Annotated in this window: 22 protein-coding genes; 12 read left to right on the top strand and 10 right to left on the bottom strand. The window is 38.1% G+C overall.

Going from position 1 to position 22,017, the window contains the following annotated elements; genetic code table 11:
- The 3 genes from ND811_RS15430 to ND811_RS15420 are packed head-to-tail and all read right to left on the bottom strand — an operon-like array spanning position 1 to position 2,288.
- Positions 1–639, bottom strand: a complete 639-nt coding sequence (locus tag ND811_RS15430) for a hypothetical protein (RefSeq protein WP_265352935.1) — start codon at positions 637–639, stop codon at positions 1–3.
- Positions 611–1,405, bottom strand: coding sequence for a tRNA pseudouridine(38-40) synthase TruA (gene truA, locus ND811_RS15425; RefSeq protein ID WP_265352936.1), 795 nt, complete (start codon positions 1,403–1,405; stop codon positions 611–613). Before truA ends, ND811_RS15430 begins: the two co-directional genes overlap by 29 nt.
- Before the next feature lie 4 nt (positions 1,406–1,409).
- A complete protein-coding gene (locus tag ND811_RS15420; RefSeq protein ID WP_265352937.1) occupies positions 1,410–2,288 on the bottom strand; it encodes a DUF2225 domain-containing protein in 879 nt (292 codons plus the stop codon).
- A 136-nt stretch (positions 2,289–2,424) separates the two neighbouring features.
- On the opposite strand from ND811_RS15420, the gene ND811_RS15415 reads away from it, so the two are divergent.
- The 3 genes from ND811_RS15415 to ND811_RS15405 all read left to right on the top strand — a co-directional run bounded on the left by ND811_RS15415 (position 2,425) and on the right by ND811_RS15405 (position 4,869).
- Positions 2,425–3,543, top strand: a complete 1,119-nt coding sequence (locus ND811_RS15415; RefSeq protein ID WP_265352938.1) for an LIC11274 family protein — start codon at positions 2,425–2,427, stop codon at positions 3,541–3,543.
- A gap of 176 nt (positions 3,544–3,719) precedes the next feature.
- Positions 3,720–4,439, top strand: coding sequence for a lysophospholipid acyltransferase family protein (locus ND811_RS15410; protein ID WP_265352988.1), 720 nt, complete (start codon positions 3,720–3,722; stop codon positions 4,437–4,439).
- A gap of 115 nt (positions 4,440–4,554) precedes the next feature.
- A complete protein-coding gene (locus ND811_RS15405) occupies positions 4,555–4,869 on the top strand; it encodes a 7(1) septoil knot domain-containing protein (RefSeq protein WP_135747378.1) in 315 nt (104 codons plus the stop codon).
- Here the strand turns inward: ND811_RS15405 and ND811_RS15400 are convergent.
- Positions 4,849–6,849 (bottom strand): LTA synthase family protein, encoded by a 2,001-nt coding sequence (locus ND811_RS15400; protein ID WP_265352939.1) that lies wholly within the window; start codon positions 6,847–6,849, stop codon positions 4,849–4,851. The two genes, ND811_RS15405 and ND811_RS15400, sit on opposite strands and share 21 nt — an antisense overlap.
- A gap of 94 nt (positions 6,850–6,943) precedes the next feature.
- Here ND811_RS15400 and ND811_RS15395 point away from each other — a divergent pair, with 94 nt between their 5' ends.
- From ND811_RS15395 to ND811_RS15375, 5 genes are all read left to right on the top strand, one after another.
- Positions 6,944–8,389, top strand: a complete 1,446-nt coding sequence (locus ND811_RS15395; RefSeq protein WP_265352940.1) for an acetyl-CoA carboxylase biotin carboxylase subunit — start codon at positions 6,944–6,946, stop codon at positions 8,387–8,389.
- A gap of 1 nt (position 8,390) precedes the next feature.
- Complete coding sequence (locus ND811_RS15390; RefSeq protein WP_135744761.1) at positions 8,391–8,906, top strand: acyl-CoA carboxylase biotin carboxyl carrier protein subunit; 516 nt, start codon at positions 8,391–8,393, stop codon at positions 8,904–8,906.
- A 72-nt stretch (positions 8,907–8,978) separates the two neighbouring features.
- A complete protein-coding gene (omp85, locus tag ND811_RS15385; protein ID WP_265352941.1) occupies positions 8,979–10,466 on the top strand; it encodes an Omp85 family outer membrane protein in 1,488 nt (495 codons plus the stop codon).
- Between the two features lie 13 nt (positions 10,467–10,479).
- Entirely contained in the window at positions 10,480–11,160 is a 681-nt protein-coding gene (lsa25, locus tag ND811_RS15380; protein ID WP_265352942.1) for a surface adhesin Lsa25, read from the top strand.
- Between the two features lie 129 nt (positions 11,161–11,289).
- Positions 11,290–12,003 carry a hypothetical protein gene (locus ND811_RS15375; RefSeq protein WP_265368961.1) on the top strand — a complete coding sequence of 238 codons (714 nt, stop codon included), beginning with the start codon at positions 11,290–11,292 and terminating at the stop codon, positions 12,001–12,003.
- Here the strand turns inward: ND811_RS15375 and yihA are convergent.
- From yihA to ND811_RS15355, 4 genes are read right to left on the bottom strand one after another with little or no spacing between them, the layout of a single operon-like run.
- A complete protein-coding gene (gene yihA / locus ND811_RS15370) occupies positions 11,982–12,614 on the bottom strand; it encodes a ribosome biogenesis GTP-binding protein YihA/YsxC (RefSeq protein WP_265352944.1) in 633 nt (210 codons plus the stop codon). The two genes, ND811_RS15375 and yihA, sit on opposite strands and share 22 nt — an antisense overlap.
- A 5-nt stretch (positions 12,615–12,619) precedes the next feature.
- A complete protein-coding gene (locus ND811_RS15365) occupies positions 12,620–13,621 on the bottom strand; it encodes a tRNA lysidine(34) synthetase (RefSeq protein ID WP_265365536.1) in 1,002 nt (333 codons plus the stop codon).
- Positions 13,597–13,920 (bottom strand): tRNA lysidine(34) synthetase, encoded by a 324-nt coding sequence (locus tag ND811_RS15360; RefSeq protein ID WP_265352945.1) that lies wholly within the window; start codon positions 13,918–13,920, stop codon positions 13,597–13,599. Before ND811_RS15360 ends, ND811_RS15365 begins: the two co-directional genes overlap by 25 nt.
- Complete coding sequence (locus tag ND811_RS15355) at positions 13,917–15,845, bottom strand: GAF domain-containing SpoIIE family protein phosphatase (RefSeq protein WP_265352946.1); 1,929 nt, start codon at positions 15,843–15,845, stop codon at positions 13,917–13,919. Before ND811_RS15355 ends, ND811_RS15360 begins: the two co-directional genes overlap by 4 nt.
- A 246-nt stretch (positions 15,846–16,091) precedes the next feature.
- Here ND811_RS15355 and ND811_RS15350 point away from each other — a divergent pair, with 246 nt between their 5' ends.
- Positions 16,092–18,209, top strand: a complete 2,118-nt coding sequence (locus ND811_RS15350) for a sigma-54-dependent Fis family transcriptional regulator (protein ID WP_407658913.1) — start codon at positions 16,092–16,094, stop codon at positions 18,207–18,209.
- Here the strand turns inward: ND811_RS15350 and thiD are convergent.
- The gene (gene thiD, locus ND811_RS15345; RefSeq protein ID WP_265352947.1) at positions 18,206–19,006 is read right to left on the bottom strand and encodes a bifunctional hydroxymethylpyrimidine kinase/phosphomethylpyrimidine kinase; all 801 of its coding nucleotides are present in this window, start codon (positions 19,004–19,006) and stop codon (positions 18,206–18,208) included. The genes ND811_RS15350 and thiD overlap by 4 nt on opposite strands.
- Position 19,007: 1 nt before the next feature.
- The gene (locus ND811_RS15340) at positions 19,008–19,346 is read right to left on the bottom strand and encodes an MGMT family protein (protein WP_265352948.1); all 339 of its coding nucleotides are present in this window, start codon (positions 19,344–19,346) and stop codon (positions 19,008–19,010) included.
- A gap of 73 nt (positions 19,347–19,419) precedes the next feature.
- Here ND811_RS15340 and ND811_RS15335 point away from each other — a divergent pair, with 73 nt between their 5' ends.
- From ND811_RS15335 to ND811_RS15325, 3 genes are read left to right on the top strand one after another with little or no spacing between them, the layout of a single operon-like run.
- Positions 19,420–20,283 carry a DUF455 family protein gene (locus ND811_RS15335; RefSeq protein WP_265352949.1) on the top strand — a complete coding sequence of 288 codons (864 nt, stop codon included), beginning with the start codon at positions 19,420–19,422 and terminating at the stop codon, positions 20,281–20,283.
- A 35-nt stretch (positions 20,284–20,318) separates the two neighbouring features.
- Entirely contained in the window at positions 20,319–20,720 is a 402-nt protein-coding gene (locus tag ND811_RS15330; protein ID WP_265352950.1) for a hypothetical protein, read from the top strand.
- A gap of 40 nt (positions 20,721–20,760) precedes the next feature.
- Complete coding sequence (locus ND811_RS15325) at positions 20,761–21,972, top strand: porin (RefSeq protein WP_265352951.1); 1,212 nt, start codon at positions 20,761–20,763, stop codon at positions 21,970–21,972.
- Positions 21,973–22,017 lie beyond the last annotated feature (45 nt).

Genomic DNA, 22,017 nt, shown 5'->3' with positions numbered 1-22,017 from the left:
TTAAAATAAAACTCCCACTGTTAGACCGAAATAGAAAAAATCTACGTTCTGCAAAGTATAATTAGCCGGATTTTGTAGCCTTGGGTCATCATAAGGACTGGAAAGTGGGTATCTATATTGATTAGGAACATCCATTTGTGTTTCAAAGATCTTATGATAATCCAATCTAACACCGATGCGAATTCTACGACCAGCAATAAAACTAGCTTCTAACCCGGCATAGGCGGATGGATCCCAACGAGCCGTATCAGCAGGACGAGCGACAACATAAGCAGAACCTCCTCCACCTTTGATAAAAAATTGGATAGGAAGTTCTACTGGAATTTTATAGGCAAGAGCGGCATAGAGTGGGATCGCAGTGAGTGCCCGTTCAGATCTTGATAAAAACACGGCATAAGATCCACCCACTTCTGTATAAAAAATCCAAGGCCAAGGCATTCTCGCATAGAACCCACCTCCAAGCGTAGTTTCTAAAACGCGAACAGTGGGAGTTCCGGGCATCGGGTTTGCCGCACCGACCCAGCCCCCGATTTCATACCGGCGTTTGTTGTATTCTTCTAGAGTTTGTGCGGAAAGTAGTCCAGAAAACAGTGTAATTGCAAGAAAAAGGCTAAGGAAGAGTGATTTTATACAATTCATGAATTTCCGGATAATCTTCGTAATATGCGCGGACAAAATAGAGACCATCCGGCGGGAGCGTGATTCCTGCGGTCGAACGGTTTTTCTCTTCCAAAATGGAGCCGATGGATCTAGATTTCCAACGTCCCTTTCCAATGTCTAGTAAAGTTCCTACCGTAATACGAACCATATTGTGCATAAATCCATTGGCTCGAATGCGGATTTGGATCCAATCTGGTGTCAATCGTTCCAATCGGATGTCAAAAATTTCCCTAACGGCACGTTTGCCTGCCATTGACTTTGCTTTGGTTAGGGATCGAAAGTCTTTCTCGCCGATTAGATTTTGGAGTTGGTTTTCCACATAGTCCCAATCCACATGATGTTTCTCCCAGAAGGCTCTGCCCTCAACGAAACTACTTTCATATTTACTGTAATAAATTTTATAGATGTATTCTCTTCCTGTACAACTAAACCGTGAATGAAACTCCGGAGGAACTTCCATTGCGTTTTTGACAGAAACTCCTTTAGGAGTGAGTGCGTTGATGGAGACAAGTAATTTATGAAAGTTAGGGATTGGATACTCTGTTTTAAAATTACATACCATTCCTAGAGCATGAACACCAGTGTCCGTTCGACCAGCTACTGACAAACGTGATGCGGGGTTTTTTCTTAGAATAATGGATAGAGCAGATTCAATGGATGCTTGTACAGTCGGTAATTCTTTTTGTTTTTGCCAGCCGTAAAAATCATTACCGTCGTATTCGACGAGGAGAGCGTAATTGGGCAAACCCTTACTTCTCGCCGCCCATTGCTTCTAAAATTGCATTATATTCATCATACAACTCGCGTGTCATTTCGACAATGGGACCTGGCTTTCCTTTGGAAGCTTTACCTGATCCGTAGAGCCTTGCTAGCGTACGTTTGGCGCGCGATAAAAGTAACACTTGGTCTTCTGGTTTTGGAGCCATCTGGTCTTTGAATTTCTTCGTAAGAAAAGCATTGAGATAAATAACGCCATCAAATCCCCAGTTATTATCTGTATCGGGTCCGAGCATTCCTGCTGCCTGGTCCACAGGTTCGTTTCCATTTTGCATAAGTTCTAAGGTGTAACCGTAGATCACGGCCGCTTTTTGGTAGAGAAAGTCCCGAATTTTATCATAACCAATATGAGGAAACTCATCATGTAAATCTGAGAAATACCAGGCAGCTCGGATGGCACAAACTGCTTTTTTAGGAGTAGGGGCCACACTGGCACCACGAAGTTGGTAACAATCCATTCCCAGTAAATACGATGCAGCACCTAACACAATTTGACGATCCTGTGTAAAGTCCAAAGGCCCAAGAATTTTTTCAATATAACTTCTGCGGGAATCTGTGGCCATGCGGATGGCTTCATTGTCAGCGGGGTTTAAGGAATTCCAATCTTTAGGAAAAGAGGAATATAAACAACGCGGACAAACGGACATGACATAATCCAAAGGACTGACACGACCAAATTTTCTATTTTTTTCGTATAAACGACGTAAATCCTGAGCCAACTTCCCGGCAATCAGCCTCCCACCCCCTTGGAACATTTGTTCCTTTTGGTGATTTTCATCACAAATAGGGCAGACTGTAGACTCTTTGGCGCGAAAAGATACTTTTTTGGACTGGGCAGCAGCTTGGGACATAGGAAAAATCTAGGAAAAGGCTCAATTTTAAAATACAATCTGTCAATCCAATATCAGAAATCTCCGATAATACTCACAGGGGTCTCCCCGAAATTACTTGTAAGATTCTTTCAAGGAAGGAAAGTACGGAAACGGAATGAATGGCAGCGCAATGAAACAATCCCTTCTTATTCTCATGATGAGTCTTTTGATGCAGGCACCAATGTTTGCAGAATCAGTCTCTAGTAAATCATACCACAAACGCATTGAACTACTGACTTACTTACGTGAGTTAGAGCCAATTGTAAAAAATTTCCGTGGAGAAGATCCAGAAGGAAAACCAACGGAACTCAATGCTCCCGAAGGAAAAGAAGGCTTCCGTATGAAGAAATACAACGAAGCTAAACGTATCTACCAAGAAGGTTTACAATACCACTTCGAAGGTAACTATTCTTCGGCTTACCAACGTTTTCTCGAATGCCAGTTAGGTATTGAAAAAATGACAGAAGAGCTTTCTCAACTTTATATCCTTCGAGCAGAAGAGATGATGAAAACAGCGATGGAAAGAAAAAATCCAAACAACCCAATGGATAAAGCCCTACTTGATATTTCCATTGAATACGGAAAAGGATCTTACTTCCGCCAGGACGTGATGGACATTCCGAGAGAAGCTCCCTATTCACGCCGTATGTATGATCCGAAAGAAGCTCATTACAGTTACAACAAATACGACATTGAGAAAAACTTGGAGTTGGGATATAAACACTTAGGTCTTGCGAAAGAAGCAAGAGCAAATGCGTTAAAAGTGGAGAAGAATTTGGAAAAACACCAAAAACTCCAACCTTCTCACAGAAAGTATCGTATTGACTTATATTTTGGTGCGATCAATCTTGCTCGTGATTCCAAGGCAAATGCAATTAACATCTATAAGTTGAAATATCCTTATGACAACTATTACCTGAACAATGCCCAAGCAAAATCAGAATCAACCAAAGATGAAAACGGTGCCACAGTAGAAGGCCAACCCGTTAAAGTTGATGGTGTTACTTATGATTTTTCAAAAAATCCGTATGTAAAGTTTGATCAACGAATCCAAGCTATGTTCGATGTTCGCGTGCCAGAAGAATACCGTGTGGACCATGCTGATGTAAGAGGTCGTGTGTATGATTTGGACTCCAATAATATGGTGTTCATGAAGTATGACCAAGAACGCAAAAAAGCATTAAATGTGCCTGCAAAACCTGCTGCAGGAACCACTGCCAACCCACAGCAATAAGAAACGTTAGCTAACACCGTTTCCGAATCTTGAAGCCCAAGGAATTTTCTTGGGCTTTTTTATTTCCATAGAATGGCCTCTTTTGTCTAATTGTTGCTATGGCGAAAATTCCGGTCGTTGATGATCTCATAAAAAAAAATTTACATGGACTGAGTGTCCACTACGGGCGTTTGGTGATGAAGGTTTACTTAAGAATCACCCTTCTTGTTTTTGGTAAAGCAAGCCCTTATTTGATCAGAGGGATCTATCGTTCAGTCACAGGAAATAAAGAAGCACGGATCAAAGAGTTTTTGGAAGGAACCAAAATTTGGGCAGAGGATGTCTTAAAAATTACCAAAACGAGGCTCATTGTATTTAACGAAATCGATGTTCCGCAAAAAGGTCACATGATTTTTTTAAACCATGTTAACGAGATGGATTTTCCTTATGATTGTTATGTGATACGTAAACCTTTTTTAGCAAATCAGGTCATTAAAAAAGCATGGTTTGCCTATTGGTGGATGACTGCAATGGGCTCACAAGTATTTGATAATTCCAAAGCCATGTCTGTTGCAGTTTCTGTAAAAAACTTAATCGAAGGTTTAAAAACTACTTCGTACATTGTATACCCAGAAGGGAAAAATACGTATTCGGAAGAAATTCTCCCTTTAAAAAAAGGTATGGTGAAAATTGCTTTTGATCAAAAAATCCCTGTGTTTGTGGCTCTGAAATCAGGAATTACAACCTACCAGGACTACCAAAAGGGCAATATAGTTGGTTATTTGGGTCTCGGTTCCCACGATCCTACTGATTTTTCTTCTTGGGAAGAGTTCCAAACTTATTTATATAATTTAATGCATACCAAAAAACAAGAGTTAGATGTTATGACAGAGGCAGAGCGGACAAAACTAAGTTAAGGATCTCTATTTTATTTGGATTTAACTAGGTGATTAGATTCCAAATCATCAAACAAAAGAATTGACAGACCCATTTTTAAATCGAAAATTAATTTCTCAAAAATGGGGAGAGTGTATGAATAAAATTGTTGGTTCGATGATCGTTGTTTTGTTTTCCACTGGTCTTTGGGCGGGGGAAGTTGGTTCCGATTGCACATTTAAAGGGAAAAAATTAGCCGGTAAGGTTCAGTTTGTGACTAGTTTCCCCGATTTCAAAGTGCAAATTGTGGACAGTTTTCCTGACTTAAAAGTACAAAAGGTGAGTAGTTTTCCTTCCGACTGCGGTAAGTGGCAGGAAGTTACCTCTTTCCCAGATTTTAAAGTGCAGATTGTCACTAGTTTTCCCGACTTCAAAGTGAAGTATGTGGATTCATTTCCTGGTGTACCGTAAAGAACCTTCTAAAGGAAATACAGCATTTCGGTTCATTAATTCCAAAGACAAATTAAAGAAAGCCCGTGCCTTAATCGTTTGGCGGAAGCAGTTTTTGCGATTAGGGTTACAGGCTGGATCTTCTCCATAAGGTGGAATCATTTGAAAAATAAACTGTGTATCTCCATCTACACTTTGGTAGAGAATTTTCTCTTCATCGATCCAACCGCAAGCACTACCATAAGCAAAATATGTGCTTCCCGATTTTACGTTTGGCGCACGCATATCTTTTCCAAAACCAGCAAAGTATGTTTCTTTTCCGACCACTCCCAAAATTGTCGGTAGTACATCCAATTGAGATGCGATTCTTTCATCTAACTTTGGTTTGATGTATTTAGGTGAAAATAATAAAAAAGGAACCATTCTGTCTTCGTAATAGGATAAATACCTATGATGAGTATGGTCTCCCACAAATACAAAAAGAGTGTCCTCATAGTATTTTCGTTTTTGGACTTCCTTCATAAACGTTTCTAAAGCAGAATCGGAATAATGATACGTATTCAGATAATCAAAATCCGTGACTGAAGAATCATAAATTTCATATTTTGAACTTGGCACCTTATAGGGGTAATGCGTTGTCATCGTGAGAATTGTCATTAAAAATGGTTTGTTTTCTTTTTGATAAAGATCCATTTCTTCCAGTGCTTTCGAGTAAAGGTGTTCATCGTCATATCCCCATGCACCAATCTTATACATACCGGATTTTCGAAAGTCTTCTTTTCCAATGAGAGTCTGGAATCCAAAGTGCGGTAAGATAGTGGCCAAACTATCGAATTTTAAATCATCACCGGTAATGAAACTGGTTTGATATCCAAACTCTGTGAATAGATTACCAATCGCAGAGAAATGGCTGAGAATTTGTGGAGTGCGTATGGCCGTAAGACCAGGTCTGTCGGGAACGCTGGTAAGGACGGAAAGTAAGGCATTACTTGTCCTTCCCCCGTTAGCATAAAATTTTCGAAAACTATGACCTTTTTTCGCCAAACTATTGTAAAAAGGTGTTACTTCTTTACCTAACCAGATTCCATCGGAGATTGGCCAGACGTATTTTCCTGTCCAAGATTCTTGGATGATGAGAACTACATTGATGGGATTTCTGCCAGAGATTTTTTCAATCTTTCGAACTAATGGAAACTCAGGATCATTGACAAAACTGGCACCTTCATAAGAAATTTCTTCCTTTACCACGGCCAACATATCTTCATTTGACATTTTTAAGTGTTTGGGAATCGATTGGCTCTTAAAATCGTTAATGGTTGTGTAAATGCCATTTAAAGCTAGTTGATTGATGAGGGCATCATCGGAAATAATCGCTTCGCTTGCCCTTAAGGGTGATTCTTGCGGGCCACCACGAAGTCCTATAAAGAAAAAAAGAATCCAAAGAATGGTTTTGAGAATATTGGGACGAAAGGATTCGTTTTCATTCCTTTTCTTATAAATATTAAATTTGATAAACCAAAATCGAATCCCATAGGCATACAACCCAATACAAATCAGAAATGAGAGGATTTTGAAAGGGGCCTCTTGGAATGCGGAGGTAATCAAAACATCTATATCACCTAAAAAAACGATCGCTTCGTATCCGATATGTTTGTTTGCGTTCTCAAAATATAATAAGTCAACAAATAAGTGAATCAAACAAACCGGATATAATATCAGAGGTGTGGTAAGCCAAAAATATCTATACCATTTCAAACGGGATGCTTTATCCCAAAGGGATAGTAGGTAAAATCCAACTAACAAGATCGAAACGGTAACCCAATCAAATCGAAACCCTAATAAAAATGCTTTTAGAAGAACTAAAAATGGAAATTCCTCCAAACGATAAGAATAAACTAAAAAGAATAAAATGCGGTGCAGGAAGAGGGTGAGGAATCCAAAGGAAAAATAAGTTAGGAAAATTCGGTCTGAAAACCTAGGATTAAAAAACTGTTTCACCATAAAAAAAGAATTTGTTATGGAAGACGACGGTCAATCGACTTCCGATCTTTCTGTTGATTTATTTTCATAGCTCTTTAGTTTTGATCCTACTTATATGAAGCCGATCCAAAAAATACTCATCGCCAATCGCGGTGAAATTGCCGTACGTGTCATTCGAACCGCAAAAAAAATGGGAATAAAAACGGTAGCGATTTATTCCGATCCAGATGCCAGGAGTTTGTTTGTTCAGTCTGCGGACGAGGCGTTCTCTTTAGGGGGAACGGATGCTAGATCTTCCTACTTAAATGTGGATAAGGTAATTCAAGCTTGTTTAGAAACTGGAGCTGATGCCGTTCATCCGGGATATGGTTTTTTATCAGAAAATACTGATTTTGCTACAAAATTGGAAAAACATGGAATTCGGTTTATAGGTCCAAAACCTCATTCAATCGAAGCAATGGGTGATAAAATCGGCTCACGTCTGTTAGTTGCAAAAAGTGGAGTTCCTGTGGTTCCAGGTTATGAAGGTGCTTCTCAGGAAATGTCAGTGTTCAAAAAAGAAGCTGATAAAATTGGTTATCCTATCATGGCAAAAGCAAGTGCCGGTGGTGGGGGAAAAGGAATGCGGCGGATCAATACACCAGAAGAACTAGAACCTGGAATTCTTTCTGCAAAACGGGAAGCACTTTCTGCCTTTGGTGATGATCGCATTTTATTAGAAAAATACATTATAAATCCTCGGCACGTGGAGTTTCAAATTTTTGGAGATACCAAAGGAAATATCATCCACTTACACGAAAGGGATTGTTCTTTACAAAGACGACACCAAAAAGTCGTAGAAGAAACTCCAGCTCCCAATTATCCATCAAACTTAAAATCAAAAATGTCAGAAGCGGCAGTAATGGCTGCAAAATCTGTACAATATGAAGGAGCAGGAACCGTCGAATTCATATTAGGTGAAAGTGGAGAGTTTTATTTTTTAGAAATGAATACTCGTTTACAAGTAGAACATCCAGTTACAGAAATGACAACGGGTCTTGATTTGGTGGAATGGCAAATTCGTGTTTGCCAAGGTGAATCATTACCACAAATACAAACTCCTCCGCAAAAAGGACATGCATTAGAAGTACGTATTTATGCAGAAGATCCCAAAGAAGGTTTTTTACCATCTACGGGACGAATCCATCATCTTTCCTTTCCCAAAAGAGATTATTTAAGGATAGACTCCGGTGTTATTTCTGGATCTGAAATTACAATGTATTACGATCCAATGATTGCAAAACTCATTGTATGGGGCGAAGATCGAATCACTGCCATACATCGCCTAATCGAATGTTTGTCAGAAACAATTGTTTTTGGTCCAAAAACCAATTTGCAGTTTTTACAAAAACTAGTTTCCTCAAAAGAATTTGCAGAAGGGAAGGTATCCACTCACTTTATTGCAGACAATGAACAAGAACTTTTATCAGACAAAACTAATGAAGAGTTAAAACTAGCTTTAGCAGGTGCTGTATTTGCATCGAAAGAACCGCGAAACCCTTGGATCAAGGAGACCACCTAATATGGATTATTTATTCGAAACTAAAACTGGTCCAACCTCAGTCCATGTAAGCGGTAGAGAGGTTCGAGTTCGCAAAGGAACCAATTCCATTATTTATCAAATGAATGATTTTATCGCCAAAGAAATTCAGGCATCGAACCCAGAACAGATGGCAACCTTAACCATGAAAGATGGATCTATATTACAATATCTTAAAGTAAGGAATGAAGTATTTTTGCATTGGAAAGGCGAAATCTGGACTGCGAAACTAGCAGAACGATCTTATGAAGGTTCCGGTCAGACAACTCCCGAAATCAAAAGTCCAATGCCTGGAAAAGTAGTGCAAATCTCTACGGAAGTCGGACGGGAACACAAACAAGGGGAGACTCTACTCATTTTGGAAGCCATGAAAATGGAGAACGCCGTTAAGGCACCTTATCCATGCCGAGTGGAAGAGATACGAAAATCGCAAGGTGAACTTGTCCAACAAGACGAGGTGCTGATGATTTTACACAGAATAGATTCGGAAAAAACATAAATTTTCGAATCTATTTGACATATTTTGCAAATTTCCCACCATAAGGCAGTTTCTTTGGCGAATAGGTAGAGAATGTATAATCATATTGTAAGAAGTTTGACACTTCTTTTGTTTTTTTCCTTTTTTCATGGGGTACTCGGTCAGGAACGGGCACCTCGTACGGACCTTCCGTTTGAAATCTCTGAAAAAAAGAGGCTCAGCGAACGGGATTTTAAGATCAAAAAAGAGGGGGGATACTTCACCGGTCTTCCACTCATTAACTCTGATCCAAACGTAGGGATTGGGTATGGCGCTCGTGTTCTTTATTTTTACAACGGAACGAAATCGTCTCCTTTGTTTGAATACACTCCGTATCGTTATCGTATTTTTGCTCAGTATTTTAATACAACTAAACAAGCTCCTTACCACATGTTGAGTTTGGATGCACCATTTATCTTCGATACCAAATGGAGACTTCGTGCCGACTTAGTTTATGATAGAAACCCGAACTCCCTATATTTTGGAATCGGTCAGGATACTCTCCAACCTTTGTCTTATTTAGAAAGAAATGATCCGAATGGAAGGATCAGAAGGAACGCACCTTTTTCTGACTATGAAGATAATTTGAGTTATCGCCGTCCAGGGGATGCGGGATACGGAGAGGCTCCGGTTGTCAGTGATCATAGATACAATCGTTACGATATCGAAAATCCTAACTTTAGTACTTCCGGTGAATATTCCTTTTTCGGAGGTACACTCCGTACAGTAACGGGCGTTCGTCTTTCCAAACAAATCATTCGTAGATATGACGGAAAGTATAATGATGCTCAGTTTGGTTCTGCTGACGGTATTTTAGGTCTTCTGGGTGTGGACAATACAGTAGGTACTCCGCAAGGGGAAACTAAATTAACTCGTGATGATAAAGATGGAAAAATCAACGGAATTAACGGTGGTTATACAAACACAATTCGAGCCGGGATTGTTTATGATACCCGTGACTTCGAGCCGGATCCTAACCGTGGATTATTCTTAGAATATACTCATGAACGTTCGACTAAGGCGATTGGTTCAACATCAGAATTCAATAAAAACTTAGTATCTGGTCGTGTTTTCCTCAGTCCTGTTCAATGGTTTACAAACAAACCTCCGGAAATTTTGGAGAAGTTTGTGATTGCGGCTCGCGGAACTATGATTCAAACCAATGGAGATGCACCGTTTTATGAATACCGCAATATGTGGGGAACAGAATCTAACCAATCTGGTTTAGGTGGTAGAACTACCATTCGTGGTTACAAACAAGATCGTTTTGTTGGACAAACAATGGCTTTTGCTAACTTTGAAATTCGTTGGAAGTTCGCGGAAGCCGAGTTTGGTGGTCAACACTTTGACTTTCAATTGGTACCCTTTTATGATGTAGGGCGAGTTTGGGATCGTACAGAGGATGCAAACTTAAAGAATTACAAACACTCTAGAGGTCTTGGTCTAAGAATTCCTTGGAACCAAGCAACTGTTATCTACGTTGATTATGCAATTTCAAACGAAGATAGACAAGCATTCATTAACTTTAACCATATATTTTAGGAGGGCAGAGCTTATGAAAAAAATTCAATATTGTTTCGCTCTTTTGGTCTTATCTTTTTTCATGAACTGTGAAATGAAGCCTGTAGAAGATACCTTTGGCTTAAGTCCAGAAGAAACCAACTTGCTCATTGCAGGGATCCTGTCCAACCAGAGTCTACGAGACAACGGGAATGGAACTATCACTGATCCTGTTGCCAATTTAGTATGGCAAAAGTGTACGCATGGACAAATTTATCGTCCTGGAAATAACGACTGTTTAGGGGCACAAGGTTCCATTTTTAATCCTGGTGATGTGTCTCGAGCAGGAGCGACTCAGGTTGCGTATTGCGATTCTAAAACGCATGCTTGTAACTCAATTGCTTTCCCTCAGGTGCTCCAAGGTTTTTCTTCGATTTCTATTTCTGGTTCGAGTGAGTTGTATGCAGCCTGCCAAAATAGTAACTTTTTGGGAGCTACTTGGCGAGTTCCGACGGTGGTAGAATACCAAAGATTGGTGGTTCCTGGTCGTGCGGCTACCCTTCAGTTCTTTCCCTCCACTCAGGAAGAAGACTATTGGACGGCTTGGTCAAACAACGAGGACATTCCTGGCGAAACTGCCTATGCGATTTCGTTCGATCGGCAATCCTATGGAGTCCAGAGAAATGTTGTAAAAACACAAAGGAACTTTGTCCGTTGTGTTCGCACCGGTCCATAAACGTCCCTAAAGAATCATTTTTAAAAACTCTCCTAAGCATTTAGGAGAGTTTTTACTTTCCAAAAATCTAATTTCTTACTAATATTTTCTTAAGACAAACCGAAGTACCCATTAGGTGGTGAGGTTTACATGAGAATCGACGAGTCCCCATTCAAAAGCATGAATGTAGATCTTTTAAAAGATCGCCGGGTGAACTATGTTGGGCATGGTCAATTGGAAAGTGCTCCTGAATCTCTTTCTGCCTTACATGTGATATCTCATGAACTCGGGCATGCGGCTGAATTCAAAAATGAAGCTTTTCGAGAAGGTCGAGACGTTCAGTCGGTTCAAGTAAAAATCAATTATGAGTTAAGAGATGGTAGGATGGTGGCAGTGAGTGGTGAAACACATGCTGTCACTCGCCCAAAATCACAATCGGAAGAAGATCCCGCTCTCACTCCTTATTCGGATGGAAAATCGATAAAAGACTTATTTCGGTTGAAAGAGGAGGAAGAGAACAAATCCAATTCGAATGAAAAAACTAAATTGAATCCAAAAGAGTTAATACAAAAAACACATGAAAAAGAGTTGGAATCTAAAATTAAAGAACTCGAAACAAAACTAGAATCGGAAAAAACCAAAAAAACAGATTCTGATATTCGTTCTGAAGAACGTTTGAAAGAAATTGAGTCAGAAAAAAAGAGATTGGAAGAAGAAGTGAGACTTCTTCGAATCAAAGAACAACTAAAAGAAACTTTTGCTTTACTTACAGACTTTCGTAAGATGATGACTTCTAATTTATTTGGAATGATAAATATACAATCAGAATCTAACTCAGGTAATTATTTAGATACTTTTGTTTGATTTACCATATTTTCTACAATAAACTCCCTTAACTCTCCAATTCCGCGTCCAGTTGTTGACGAAATATAAAAGACTCGAAAGGGGATACCAATTTCATTCATAGCGGATTCCATTTCTGTTCGGACACGATGTTGCTCGCTTTGATTGAGTTTATCTATTTTGGTTCGAATCACAACGGGTTTGATTTTTTTTTCCATAGCAACTTCTATTGTGGAAAGTTCTTCTTCAGGAAATTCTCTTTGAGAGTCACAAAGGATAAATAAAATTTTTAATTTTGTCCATGTATTTAAGAAACCTTCCAAAAGTTTCATCATATCTTTGTGTTCTTTGTGAGAGGCTTTTGAATAACCAAATCCAGGTAAGTCGATTAGATTAAATCCTTCTTTGGTTTTAAAAATATTGATTAGTTTTGTTTTTCCTGGAGTTCTTGAAACTTTTGCAAGACCCTTATGATTTGAGAGAGCATTTAGTAAACTTGATTTCCCTGAATTGGATCTACCCATAAAAGCAACAGAAGGAATGGAATCTAATTCCTCTTTTTCGTTTAAGTTGGCAATGGATGTGAAGAATTTGGTTTCAGGAAACGGAATTTCTTTAGAATACTTGTGCATCTAGCTCATCTTTCCAAATAGATTCGTTTCGGATAATTCTTTTCACTTTTTGAAAAGAGAGAAAACAAAATTTGAATAGGTTCCCCATCAAAATAGAGGATTGGGATAAAGGTTCTTAGGAAAAAAGGAATTCCGTTTTCCCGCATACATTCCGAAATTTCCTTATTTCCTGAACGGATTTGTATTTTTTGACCGTGATGCCAAGAACCAAGACTGTATTTTCCCTGAGGATCGGATATCTTAAACCTATTTTGATTCCACTCAATACAAAGGTTCTCCCCGTCTCGGTAGGAAATTGCTTTTTTAAATGCTGGTGATTTTTTATCAATAATGAAAAGGTCACCAAACTTTGATTTGTATAGAAAACAGTTTTTGTTTTCTAAAAAAGCTCTTTCACCTTCTGATTGTAACCGGAAATTGTCAAACCCTGATTTGTATAGAGGATAATGCCCAAGTAACTTCAAATGAAAATCGATAAGATCTTTTTTTGCAGTCAAATTAAGACTTGTCCATGTTTCATGAGGGATACGAAAAATATGTGGACCTTGTTTTGAAATGGGTTCCCTTTTTAAATTAAACTGTAGATTGAGTTGGGACCGATCGTGGAAGTTCCAATAAATTTTATGGAAGTTCCAATTCTCTTTTTCTAATATGGGTAATAAGTCCATACGGATACGGTTGCGTTTATAAATAGGGTCTTTGTTCGATTCGTCTTCGAACACCTGCATATGATTCAATACATAATCATAAAGCACAGCTAACTCTTTATCTTCAAAAAAAACCAAAGGCAAAAATCGTTCTCCGTCAAAAGGAGGAAGTGTATAAAATGCTTTTTTCCCACCACCCCTGGTTAAATGCAGGAAAATAGATTCTGTATAGTCATAACAATGGTGGCCGGTTAGAATTATGGATGGAAGTTTATTGGTGATTTTTTTCAGTTCGTGATAACGAACGAGTCTTCCTGTTTCTTCTAAGCCCTTTTTTAGTTTAAGAGAAAGTTTTGGGATTTTTTTTTTACGAATTGATAAGGAAATCCAGTGGATCGTAAAAAACCTAATAATTCTTTTTCTTCTGTTTCGATAGACCGAATGCCGTGAGACAAATAAAAAAGCGAAGGAGTTTGGATATGATAGGTTTCCTTTAAATAGTTGAAAAACAAAACTAATATAGAGGAATCTTTTCCGCCAGAGTATGCGATGAGAAATTGTGTTTTTTGTTCCGCCCAATATTTTGGTAGATTGTTTCCCATTCTGGTTAGCGCAGATTCAAAAATTTTTGCAATTGAAGTCGGAATTTCCGCGATCATATCTTTCTCACTGCCACCATTGTGATATCATCATGTTGTTCTTGTTCTTTGACAAATTCTTTTAGTTCCGAATAGATCTTCTCTAGTATGTTTTTTGGCTCTAAAGAGATAAAGGAAAAAAAATTAGATTTTAATTCAGATTCTCCAAATTCGATTCCATCGGCATTCCGTGCTTCTGTAACTCCATCTGTGTACAAAAGAATGGTATCTCCTGAATCAAATCGCAACTTAGACTCATTTCGGAAAGCCGAAATATCGGGTTGGATTCCTAGGATCACACCTTCTGTTTCTATCACCGAGAGAGATTTTGAATCGGCATGGTAGTGGTAAAAATTTCCATGTCCCGCACCAGAATATTGTACTTCACCAGTGATCAAATTCCATCTGAGTAAAATCATACTCATAAACCTAGGGGTCATTGCTTCTTTATAACTGGCATAAAGATAGTTATTAATGTCGTTTAAAATTTCCCAAGGGGAGTCTTTGACGCGAACAAGGGAATGGAGAATGGTTCGGACCGTAGCCATAACGAGTCCTGCCGCAACACCTTTTCCACTAACATCTCCAATACATATAAAAAGTTCATTTCTATTGGGTGATAAAATAAAATCATAGTAGTCTCCACCAATACCACGAGCCGGCACCATAAAACCACCAAACGAAAAACCTTCGGCTTCAGGTGAATTCCTCGGTAAGAGAGTGCTTTGGATTTCCTTTGCGATTTCAATTTCTTTTTCTAATCTTTCTTTATTCGAAAGGTTTTGGTATAAATTGGCATTTTCCATTGTGATTCTAGCCAAAGAAACAAAAGCATTGAGTGCTTCAATTTCATCATTGGGAAATCGGCTTTCTTGTTTGGTGAGAATAAAAACGCAATTGGTTCCATTTTCCAAAGTAAGTGGAAATAACATAGACTCCTTCCCTTCTATCCCAAGGGATTCTACATAAGCACTTGTGGAAGGATCAATCGTAATGGTTTCTTTGATTTGTAAAAGAGGATCAATTAGTTCCACTTCTATCATTGTTGTGTTTGTATTGATTTGGTAATTCTCCAAATCGCGATAAAGTCTAAATATTTTAGCCTTAGATGATTCGGATGTTCTTTCTATTAGGCAAGTTAAGGAAGACTCCACAATTCCCGACAGAGTCAATAAAATCATACGAATCATTTCATCATGATTGTTTAAATAAAGTTGGCTTAGTGTTAGAGCCGCTGTATGTAAACTTCGGAAGTTTTTAGATTGGTTTTCCGATTTAGAAAATATTAATGAATTGCGGAGAGAAACCGCAAATTGGCCCACTACTAGCTGTAAAATTTCTTGGTCTTCGAAATAGTCGGAGTAATCTTCTTCATCATAATCAATAGTTAGCATACCGACGGCAGTATTGGCGTAAAGAATGGGAATAACTAGTTGTGATTTTGTCCCTGTGAGCTTCGAATAAAAATCGTAAAAAGGATGGCTTTGGTCAGCAAATTTATAAAAGCGAGGTTCGCCTTTCGCCATAGTTTCCACTAAGATACCATAACTTAAATCATAATCTAATGTAATTCGTTTGATGGCTCGTTGTAATGTTTTTTGCCTGCTCGAATAATAGGCTAGTTTAATTTCACCTAACTCTAAGTTTGTGACAAATATTGCGATTTTATCTCGCTTCAGACGGACCGATATAAGTTCAGCAAACCTTTGCATCAATTCGTCAAGACCCATCGAAGAATTGAAAATAGAAAGATTATCCAAAAGGAATTCTGTTTTCTCTTTTGAGCTGAGAATGTTCTTTCCGATACGAGCAATTTTTCGTTTCTCTAAAATCCATTCCCGATCGCAGGTTTGGCAGAAGAACCGACCGTTCCTTGTGATCCCATTCGGGAGTTGCTGTTCGGCGCAGAGCAAACAGATTCGATCCTCAGCGGGCTCAGAGTTCATCCTAGCCAAGGTACTTGATTTCTTTTTTCATAAGCTACAAGAATTTCCTCACCTGCTGAGAAACCTGGTACGATTCATGCTTAATCTATAAGCAAATGTTGTTTTTTCTGCAGAAAACGGAAGGATGTCGGCAAATATGATTAAAAAATGGTTTATTTGTTCGTTAAATAAGCATATTGTTTTTGTCATCGGCATTCCCTTTCTGCGTTTTTACAAGGCAGAGCGTAATACTAAAGAGCAAGAACTATGACCGTGAAAAAATTTAATCCCATCCAATCCATTCATGAAGTGGCCACGGCCATGAATTCCACGCAAGATCCGGACGGATTACTCGAATTGATTTTGGATCGTTGTATCCAGATCTGTGGGGTTGAATCGGGATCCCTGATGCTCATCGATGAAAAACACGGGGTTTTAGATGCGGTGACATCTCGGGGGATGAACCAGCAGTTACTCCGAGAGACCAAACTAAAAATTGGGCAAGGGATCACGGGAATGGCAGCATCTACGGGAAAAGCAAAACTCGTTAACGATGTTTCCAAAGATCCTGACTACATTCAAGTAAAAGAGGAAATCAAATCAGAGTTAGTTGCTCCAATGATTGTAGAAGATGATATTATCGGAGTTATATCACTCGACTCAAATCGTTTGAATGCTTTTACCGCTGAGATGTTAGAAATTGTAAGCGTTCTTGCAAATCAAGCGGGGCAAATTTTTAAAAACTTACAAACCATCCGGAGTTTAGAGCAAAGGACTAAAATCCAAGCAACTCTCATTGAAATTTCCAAAGTAGTTAGTTCCACATTAGACCAAAATGAAGTTTTTGATTCCATAATGGTAACTATGGAAAAATCTCTGCGTCTCGAGAAAGGAAGTATTGTATTATTTAATAAAGATGAAGGTTTACTTCGAATTGTAGCGGCTTCAGGCCTTTCACCTGAAGAAATTGATAAAGGTACATACCAACCAGGCGAAGGGATTACTGGAAAAGTATATGAATCAGGAGAACCTATCATTATCGAATCTGTGGCTAGCCATCCAGATTTTTTGAATCGAGTCGGATACCTTTCACATTTTAAACATGATCCACATAATGTAAGTTTACTTTGCGCACCAATATTAAGTGAACAAACTATGCTTGGTGTTGTGAATGCTTTTATAGTTCAAAATAAACATACGGATTTAAAATCTTTTTTAGACTTTCTTCAAGTGGTTGCATCCATCATCTCTCAATCGATTAAAATCCAAAATTTAGTCGAAGAAGCAAAAAAGGAAATCTCTCGCGAAAATATACAACTGAAAAGAGAATTAAAAAATAAATATAAGTTTGGTTCACTTATCGGAAAAGCGGCTAGTATGGAGAAGATGTTTGAAAAAATCCAACTAGTTGCCGATTCCAGAGCTTCCGTTTTGATTACTGGAGAATCAGGAACCGGTAAAGAGATGATAGCAAATGCAATTCACTACAATAGTTCCCGTTCTGAAAATCCATTTATAAAAATCAACTGCGCGGCGATTCCAGAGAATTTGCTTGAGAGTGAACTTTTTGGACACAAAAAAGGATCCTTTACTGGAGCTGTTACAGATAAAAAAGGAAAGTTTGAGTTAGCGGATACAGGAACGATTTTTTTAGATGAAATTGGAGAAATGGATTTAAACTTACAGTCAAAATTACTGCGAGTTTTGCAGGAAAGAGAGATTGAAGCCATTGGTTCAACAAAAGCAAAAAAAGTTGATGTAAGGATCATAGCTGCTACGAATGCCGAGTTAGAACAACTTGTTGCAGAAAAAAAATTCCGCGCAGATCTTTTTTACCGTTTGAATGTAGTAAAAATAAACACGCCACCGTTACGCGATCGAGTGGAAGACATTCCACTTCTTATGAATCATTTTTTAGAAAAGTATACAAAAGATAATAATAAAGTAGTTAAGGGAATATCTAGGGAAGCTTCTAAACTTTTGTTGAAATATCGATGGCCAGGTAACGTTCGTGAGTTGGAAAATGTGATCGAACGTGCAGTGGTTCTTGCTCAAGATGAAATATTAAATGAGGAAGATTTTTCGGACATTCTTGCAAGTTTAGAAGATTTACCAGAGCATACAACCGAGGTGACACAACTCAATCATGTGGAAACCACAGCAGGATCAGAACCTTTGGATTTGGGTTCAGGTCGTCTTACCCCTGGCCAACTTGATGGCTTAGATGGTCGTGCTATGGAAATCGTAGTGAGCGAAGTGGAATCAAGGCTAATTCAATATGCAATGAAAAAGTTTCGTTATACCAAAACTCGAGTTGCAAAATTTTTGGGAATCAATCGTAACACATTAGATAAAAAAATCAAAGAACTCAATATCGAATATTAGTTTGTTGGTTCGGGGAAGTGATTTAGATGATAAATTGGTCCAGTTTTGATTTCATCTTCTAGTGTTAGGTGGAGGTATTCTTTTGCTGATCCGACCGCTTCTGGAAGACTTTTCCCGTGCGCAAGAAAAGACGTAATGGCAGCAGAATAAGTACATCCTGTTCCATGAGTGTTTTTCCCCTTTAAAAAAGGTTTTGAGAATACGTAAGAAGATTTTCCATCAAATAAAATATCAGTAGCTTCTGTTGCGTTTGGTAAATGTCCTCCTTTTAATAGAATCGGTACATTATACTTCTGAAATAATTTTTCAGCCATCGGAACAAGTTGGTCATATTGGTTTATTTTTTCACCTAACAATAAAGATGCTTCATCAAGATTGGGTGTGATTAGTTTTGCAAGTGGTAAAAGATCTTTGGTTAGGGATTGGATTGCATCGTCCTTTAGGAGTTTTGCACCACTGGTGGCAACCATCACTGGATCAACGACCAGTTGTATCTCAGGGTTTTCGTAAAAAAACTCTGCAACAGTTTGTATGATATTTGCAGAATATAACATACCTGTTTTTGCTGATTTGACTTGGAAATATCCAGCCACAGCTTTTAATTGAGCAGAAACAAAGTCTGGTGAAATTTCAGAAATGCCACTGACTCCATCTGGATTTTGAGCTGTCAAACAGGTGAAAACTGTGGTCCCAAAAGTAGCTAATGAAGAAAAGGTTTTAAGATCTGCCTGTACTCCGGCACCACCTCCTGAATCAGAACCTGCAATTGTTAAGGTAATGGGAAAATCTTTCTTCATTTTATGGAAACCATCCGTACTTGTCAAAATTTAAGCGATCTTCGTTTAAATCAAAGACAACACCTTCTGATTGAAGAATTTTTTTCTGTAAAGTAGCACGGAAAGTATCCCCACGAAATGAAATCTGACCTTGGGCGTTAATTACCCGCTGCCAGGGAATTTTTTGTTCCACTTCCTTTTTCAGTGCGTTCAAAGCATATCCCACCGCTCTTGCAGCTCTCGGGTTTCCCAAAAGTAGAGCGATATGCCCATAGGTGGTAACTTTTCCCTTGGGTATTTTTTTTACAATCGCGTAGACAGATTCGTAAAAATTCGTACTTTTAGTTTTAGCCTTACTCATTGAAATTGGATTTATATCCTATCTATTTACTTTTTGTAAATTCCTTTTTTTGAAGTTTTAAAAAACGATATAAATGAAAGTTTCAGAATACGCAAAACATTTGTTACTTGCTAGTAGTTTAGAAGATAAACTATTGCCTCCAAGTCGTCATTGGGATGAAGAGACTGAATTTACTGCTATTCATATTGAAGCACCTAGTCGTTCTTCAAAATTTCAATTTTCTGACAAAAAAGTAAAAATCCCGCGTTTGGAACATCTTAACTTGGAGTCCAATCGAGGGCTAAGCCTTCATCATTTTGCAAACCATGAACTTATGGCAATAGAGTTATTCGCTTGGGCTCTTTTGGCTTTTCCTGATGCACCTCGATCTATTCGGAATGGATTTTTAAAAACCATTGAAGAGGAACAAACTCATTTTAAGTTATATTTGAATCGCATGCGAGACTTTGGTATTGATTTTGGTGATATTCCTTTAAATTATATCTTCTGGAAACAATTAGGACAATTTAAAACCGTCGAATCATTTACTGCAATTATGTCTATTTCGTTTGAAGGGGCAAATTTAGATTATGCGCAGATATATGCTCAAGTTTTTTCCTATTTTGAAGACCACCTAACTTCGGATATAATGCTCACTATTTTTGAAGATGAGGTGAAACATGTAAAAAGAGGACTTCGTGCTTTTGAACGATCCGTCCCTGAAAATGTGAAACATTGGGATCATTACCTATCGCTCATTCATTTTCCTTTCACTCCGAGAAGAGCCAAAGGGTATCTTTATCTACCTGAAACAAGGTTACTAGCAGGAATGAACCCTGAGTTTATTCATTCATTAGGAGAATACCAGGATGAATATACAGGAAGAGTGAACTTGGAATCGGTTAAAAAATTTGGGTTGGGAGAGAGAATCCTTCGTAAAAACAGGCTTGATTCTTAGGTCGTAAATCATTAGCATTCATCAGGAAGGTGAATATGAAATTGAAACTTTTGTTGAGTTTATTAATATTTTTATCAGCACTCGGAGTTGTACTCAATGCCGAAAAAAAAGCCAAATCTTCTGTCGAAATGAATCTTCATGATTTTATGGAAGAGTATACAAAGCCTGCGACGAAGTTATATGACAAAAAGGAAAATGCAGACTATCTCAATAAAATTTTAGAAAAAGTTCCTGACATGGCACCAGAGGATCAAAAGGCAGAGTGGAAAGAAATTATTGATGCTAAGTTAGCGTTAGGAAAACCTGATGAAACGTGTAAGGCTTGCCATACAAAATTTAAAAAAGAATACAAAGCCAAATATAGAAAAAAATTAATCCCCATCCCAGAAGACCTACTCGGATTTCCTAAGGAAATCAAAGAGTTATTAAAAAAGTAAATTGCTATTTCCGTTCCTGTTTTTGCGGGAACGGATCCACGTGACAAAAATCAGTAATTTCAAATTTCCAATACTTTTTTTTGGATTGTTCTTTTGTTTTTCTCGGTTAGGTGCCGAAGAAACAAAATTACAGACCACAGAACCGCCAGTTCCCGTACAAAATCCTTTACCTGCAAGTTTAAAGTTCGGTGCCTTTGTTGATACTTATTATTCACATAATACGAATCATCCGATCTCAAAAGAACGTCAATATGCAACGCAAGCAGTTCGTAATGATGAATTTAATATTAATCTTGGTTTTGTTGATGCCAAATGGCAAGAAGAGAAGGTGCGAGGTCGTATTGCTCTTCAATTTGGTACATCAGTAAATACGAATTATGCGGCGGAAGCAAATCGCGATGTTAGTTCCAATCAAAATTCGGTGAAACATATCCAGGAAGCTTATGTTGGATTTAAATTAGCAAAAGACACTTGGGTAGATGGTGGAATTTATTTTGGACATATCGGTCATGAATCTTGGATATCTTCAGATAATTGGAATTATACGAGGGCACTTGCTCTGGATTACGTACCTTATTATTCTTCAGGTGTAAGGCTTACTACAAAGTTTACAGATAAGTTTCAGTTTCAGTTTCATATTATGAATGGTTGGCAAAATATAACCGATCAGAATAAAGATAAATCTCTCGGTTCCCAGTTTAAGTTTTTCATAACTCCGAATTTTACTATTACAGCAAATCAATTTGCTGGGAATGAAGCTCCCGACAATGAGCGAAAACAAACAAGATTTTATAACAATACAATTTTAGAATGGAAAGCTCTAGATTGGTTGTCCTTTGCTGTATCTGGAGATGTTGGAGCTCAAAAAGCCAAGGAATCGTTTCAATATGAACCTTGGTGGAAAGAAGTGAATCCTATATTAGGAATTTATACAAATCGTGAATCAAAAGTATACAACCAATGGTATCATGGTACTTTTTGGACAAGTTTTCGCTATCATGATTTGTACCGATTAAGTTTGCGAATCGAGAGATTTTATGATCCTAAGCAAGTGTTGGCAACTACATATACGCGTAATGGATTTATGACCAATGGTTATACCGTCACTTTTGATTTGTTACACTGGAACCCTGGACTAATCCGTTTTGAGGCGACTCAAAAAGAATCTATGGATGCTGTTTTTGAAACTGATAAAAATAAACATACTCGCGTAGAGCGATTGTTTATTGTTGCAGCTTCGGTTCGGTATTAATTTAAAGAAAAACAGTCCAAACCAATACACTGGTTTGGACTGTAA

Origin of the sequence: Leptospira soteropolitanensis, assembly GCF_026151655.1 — a bacterium.
Taxonomy (GTDB): domain Bacteria; phylum Spirochaetota; class Leptospiria; order Leptospirales; family Leptospiraceae; genus Leptospira_A; species Leptospira_A soteropolitanensis.
The sequence above is the reverse complement of the archived record's forward strand: the minus strand, read 5'-3'. Positions and strand labels throughout refer to the sequence as shown.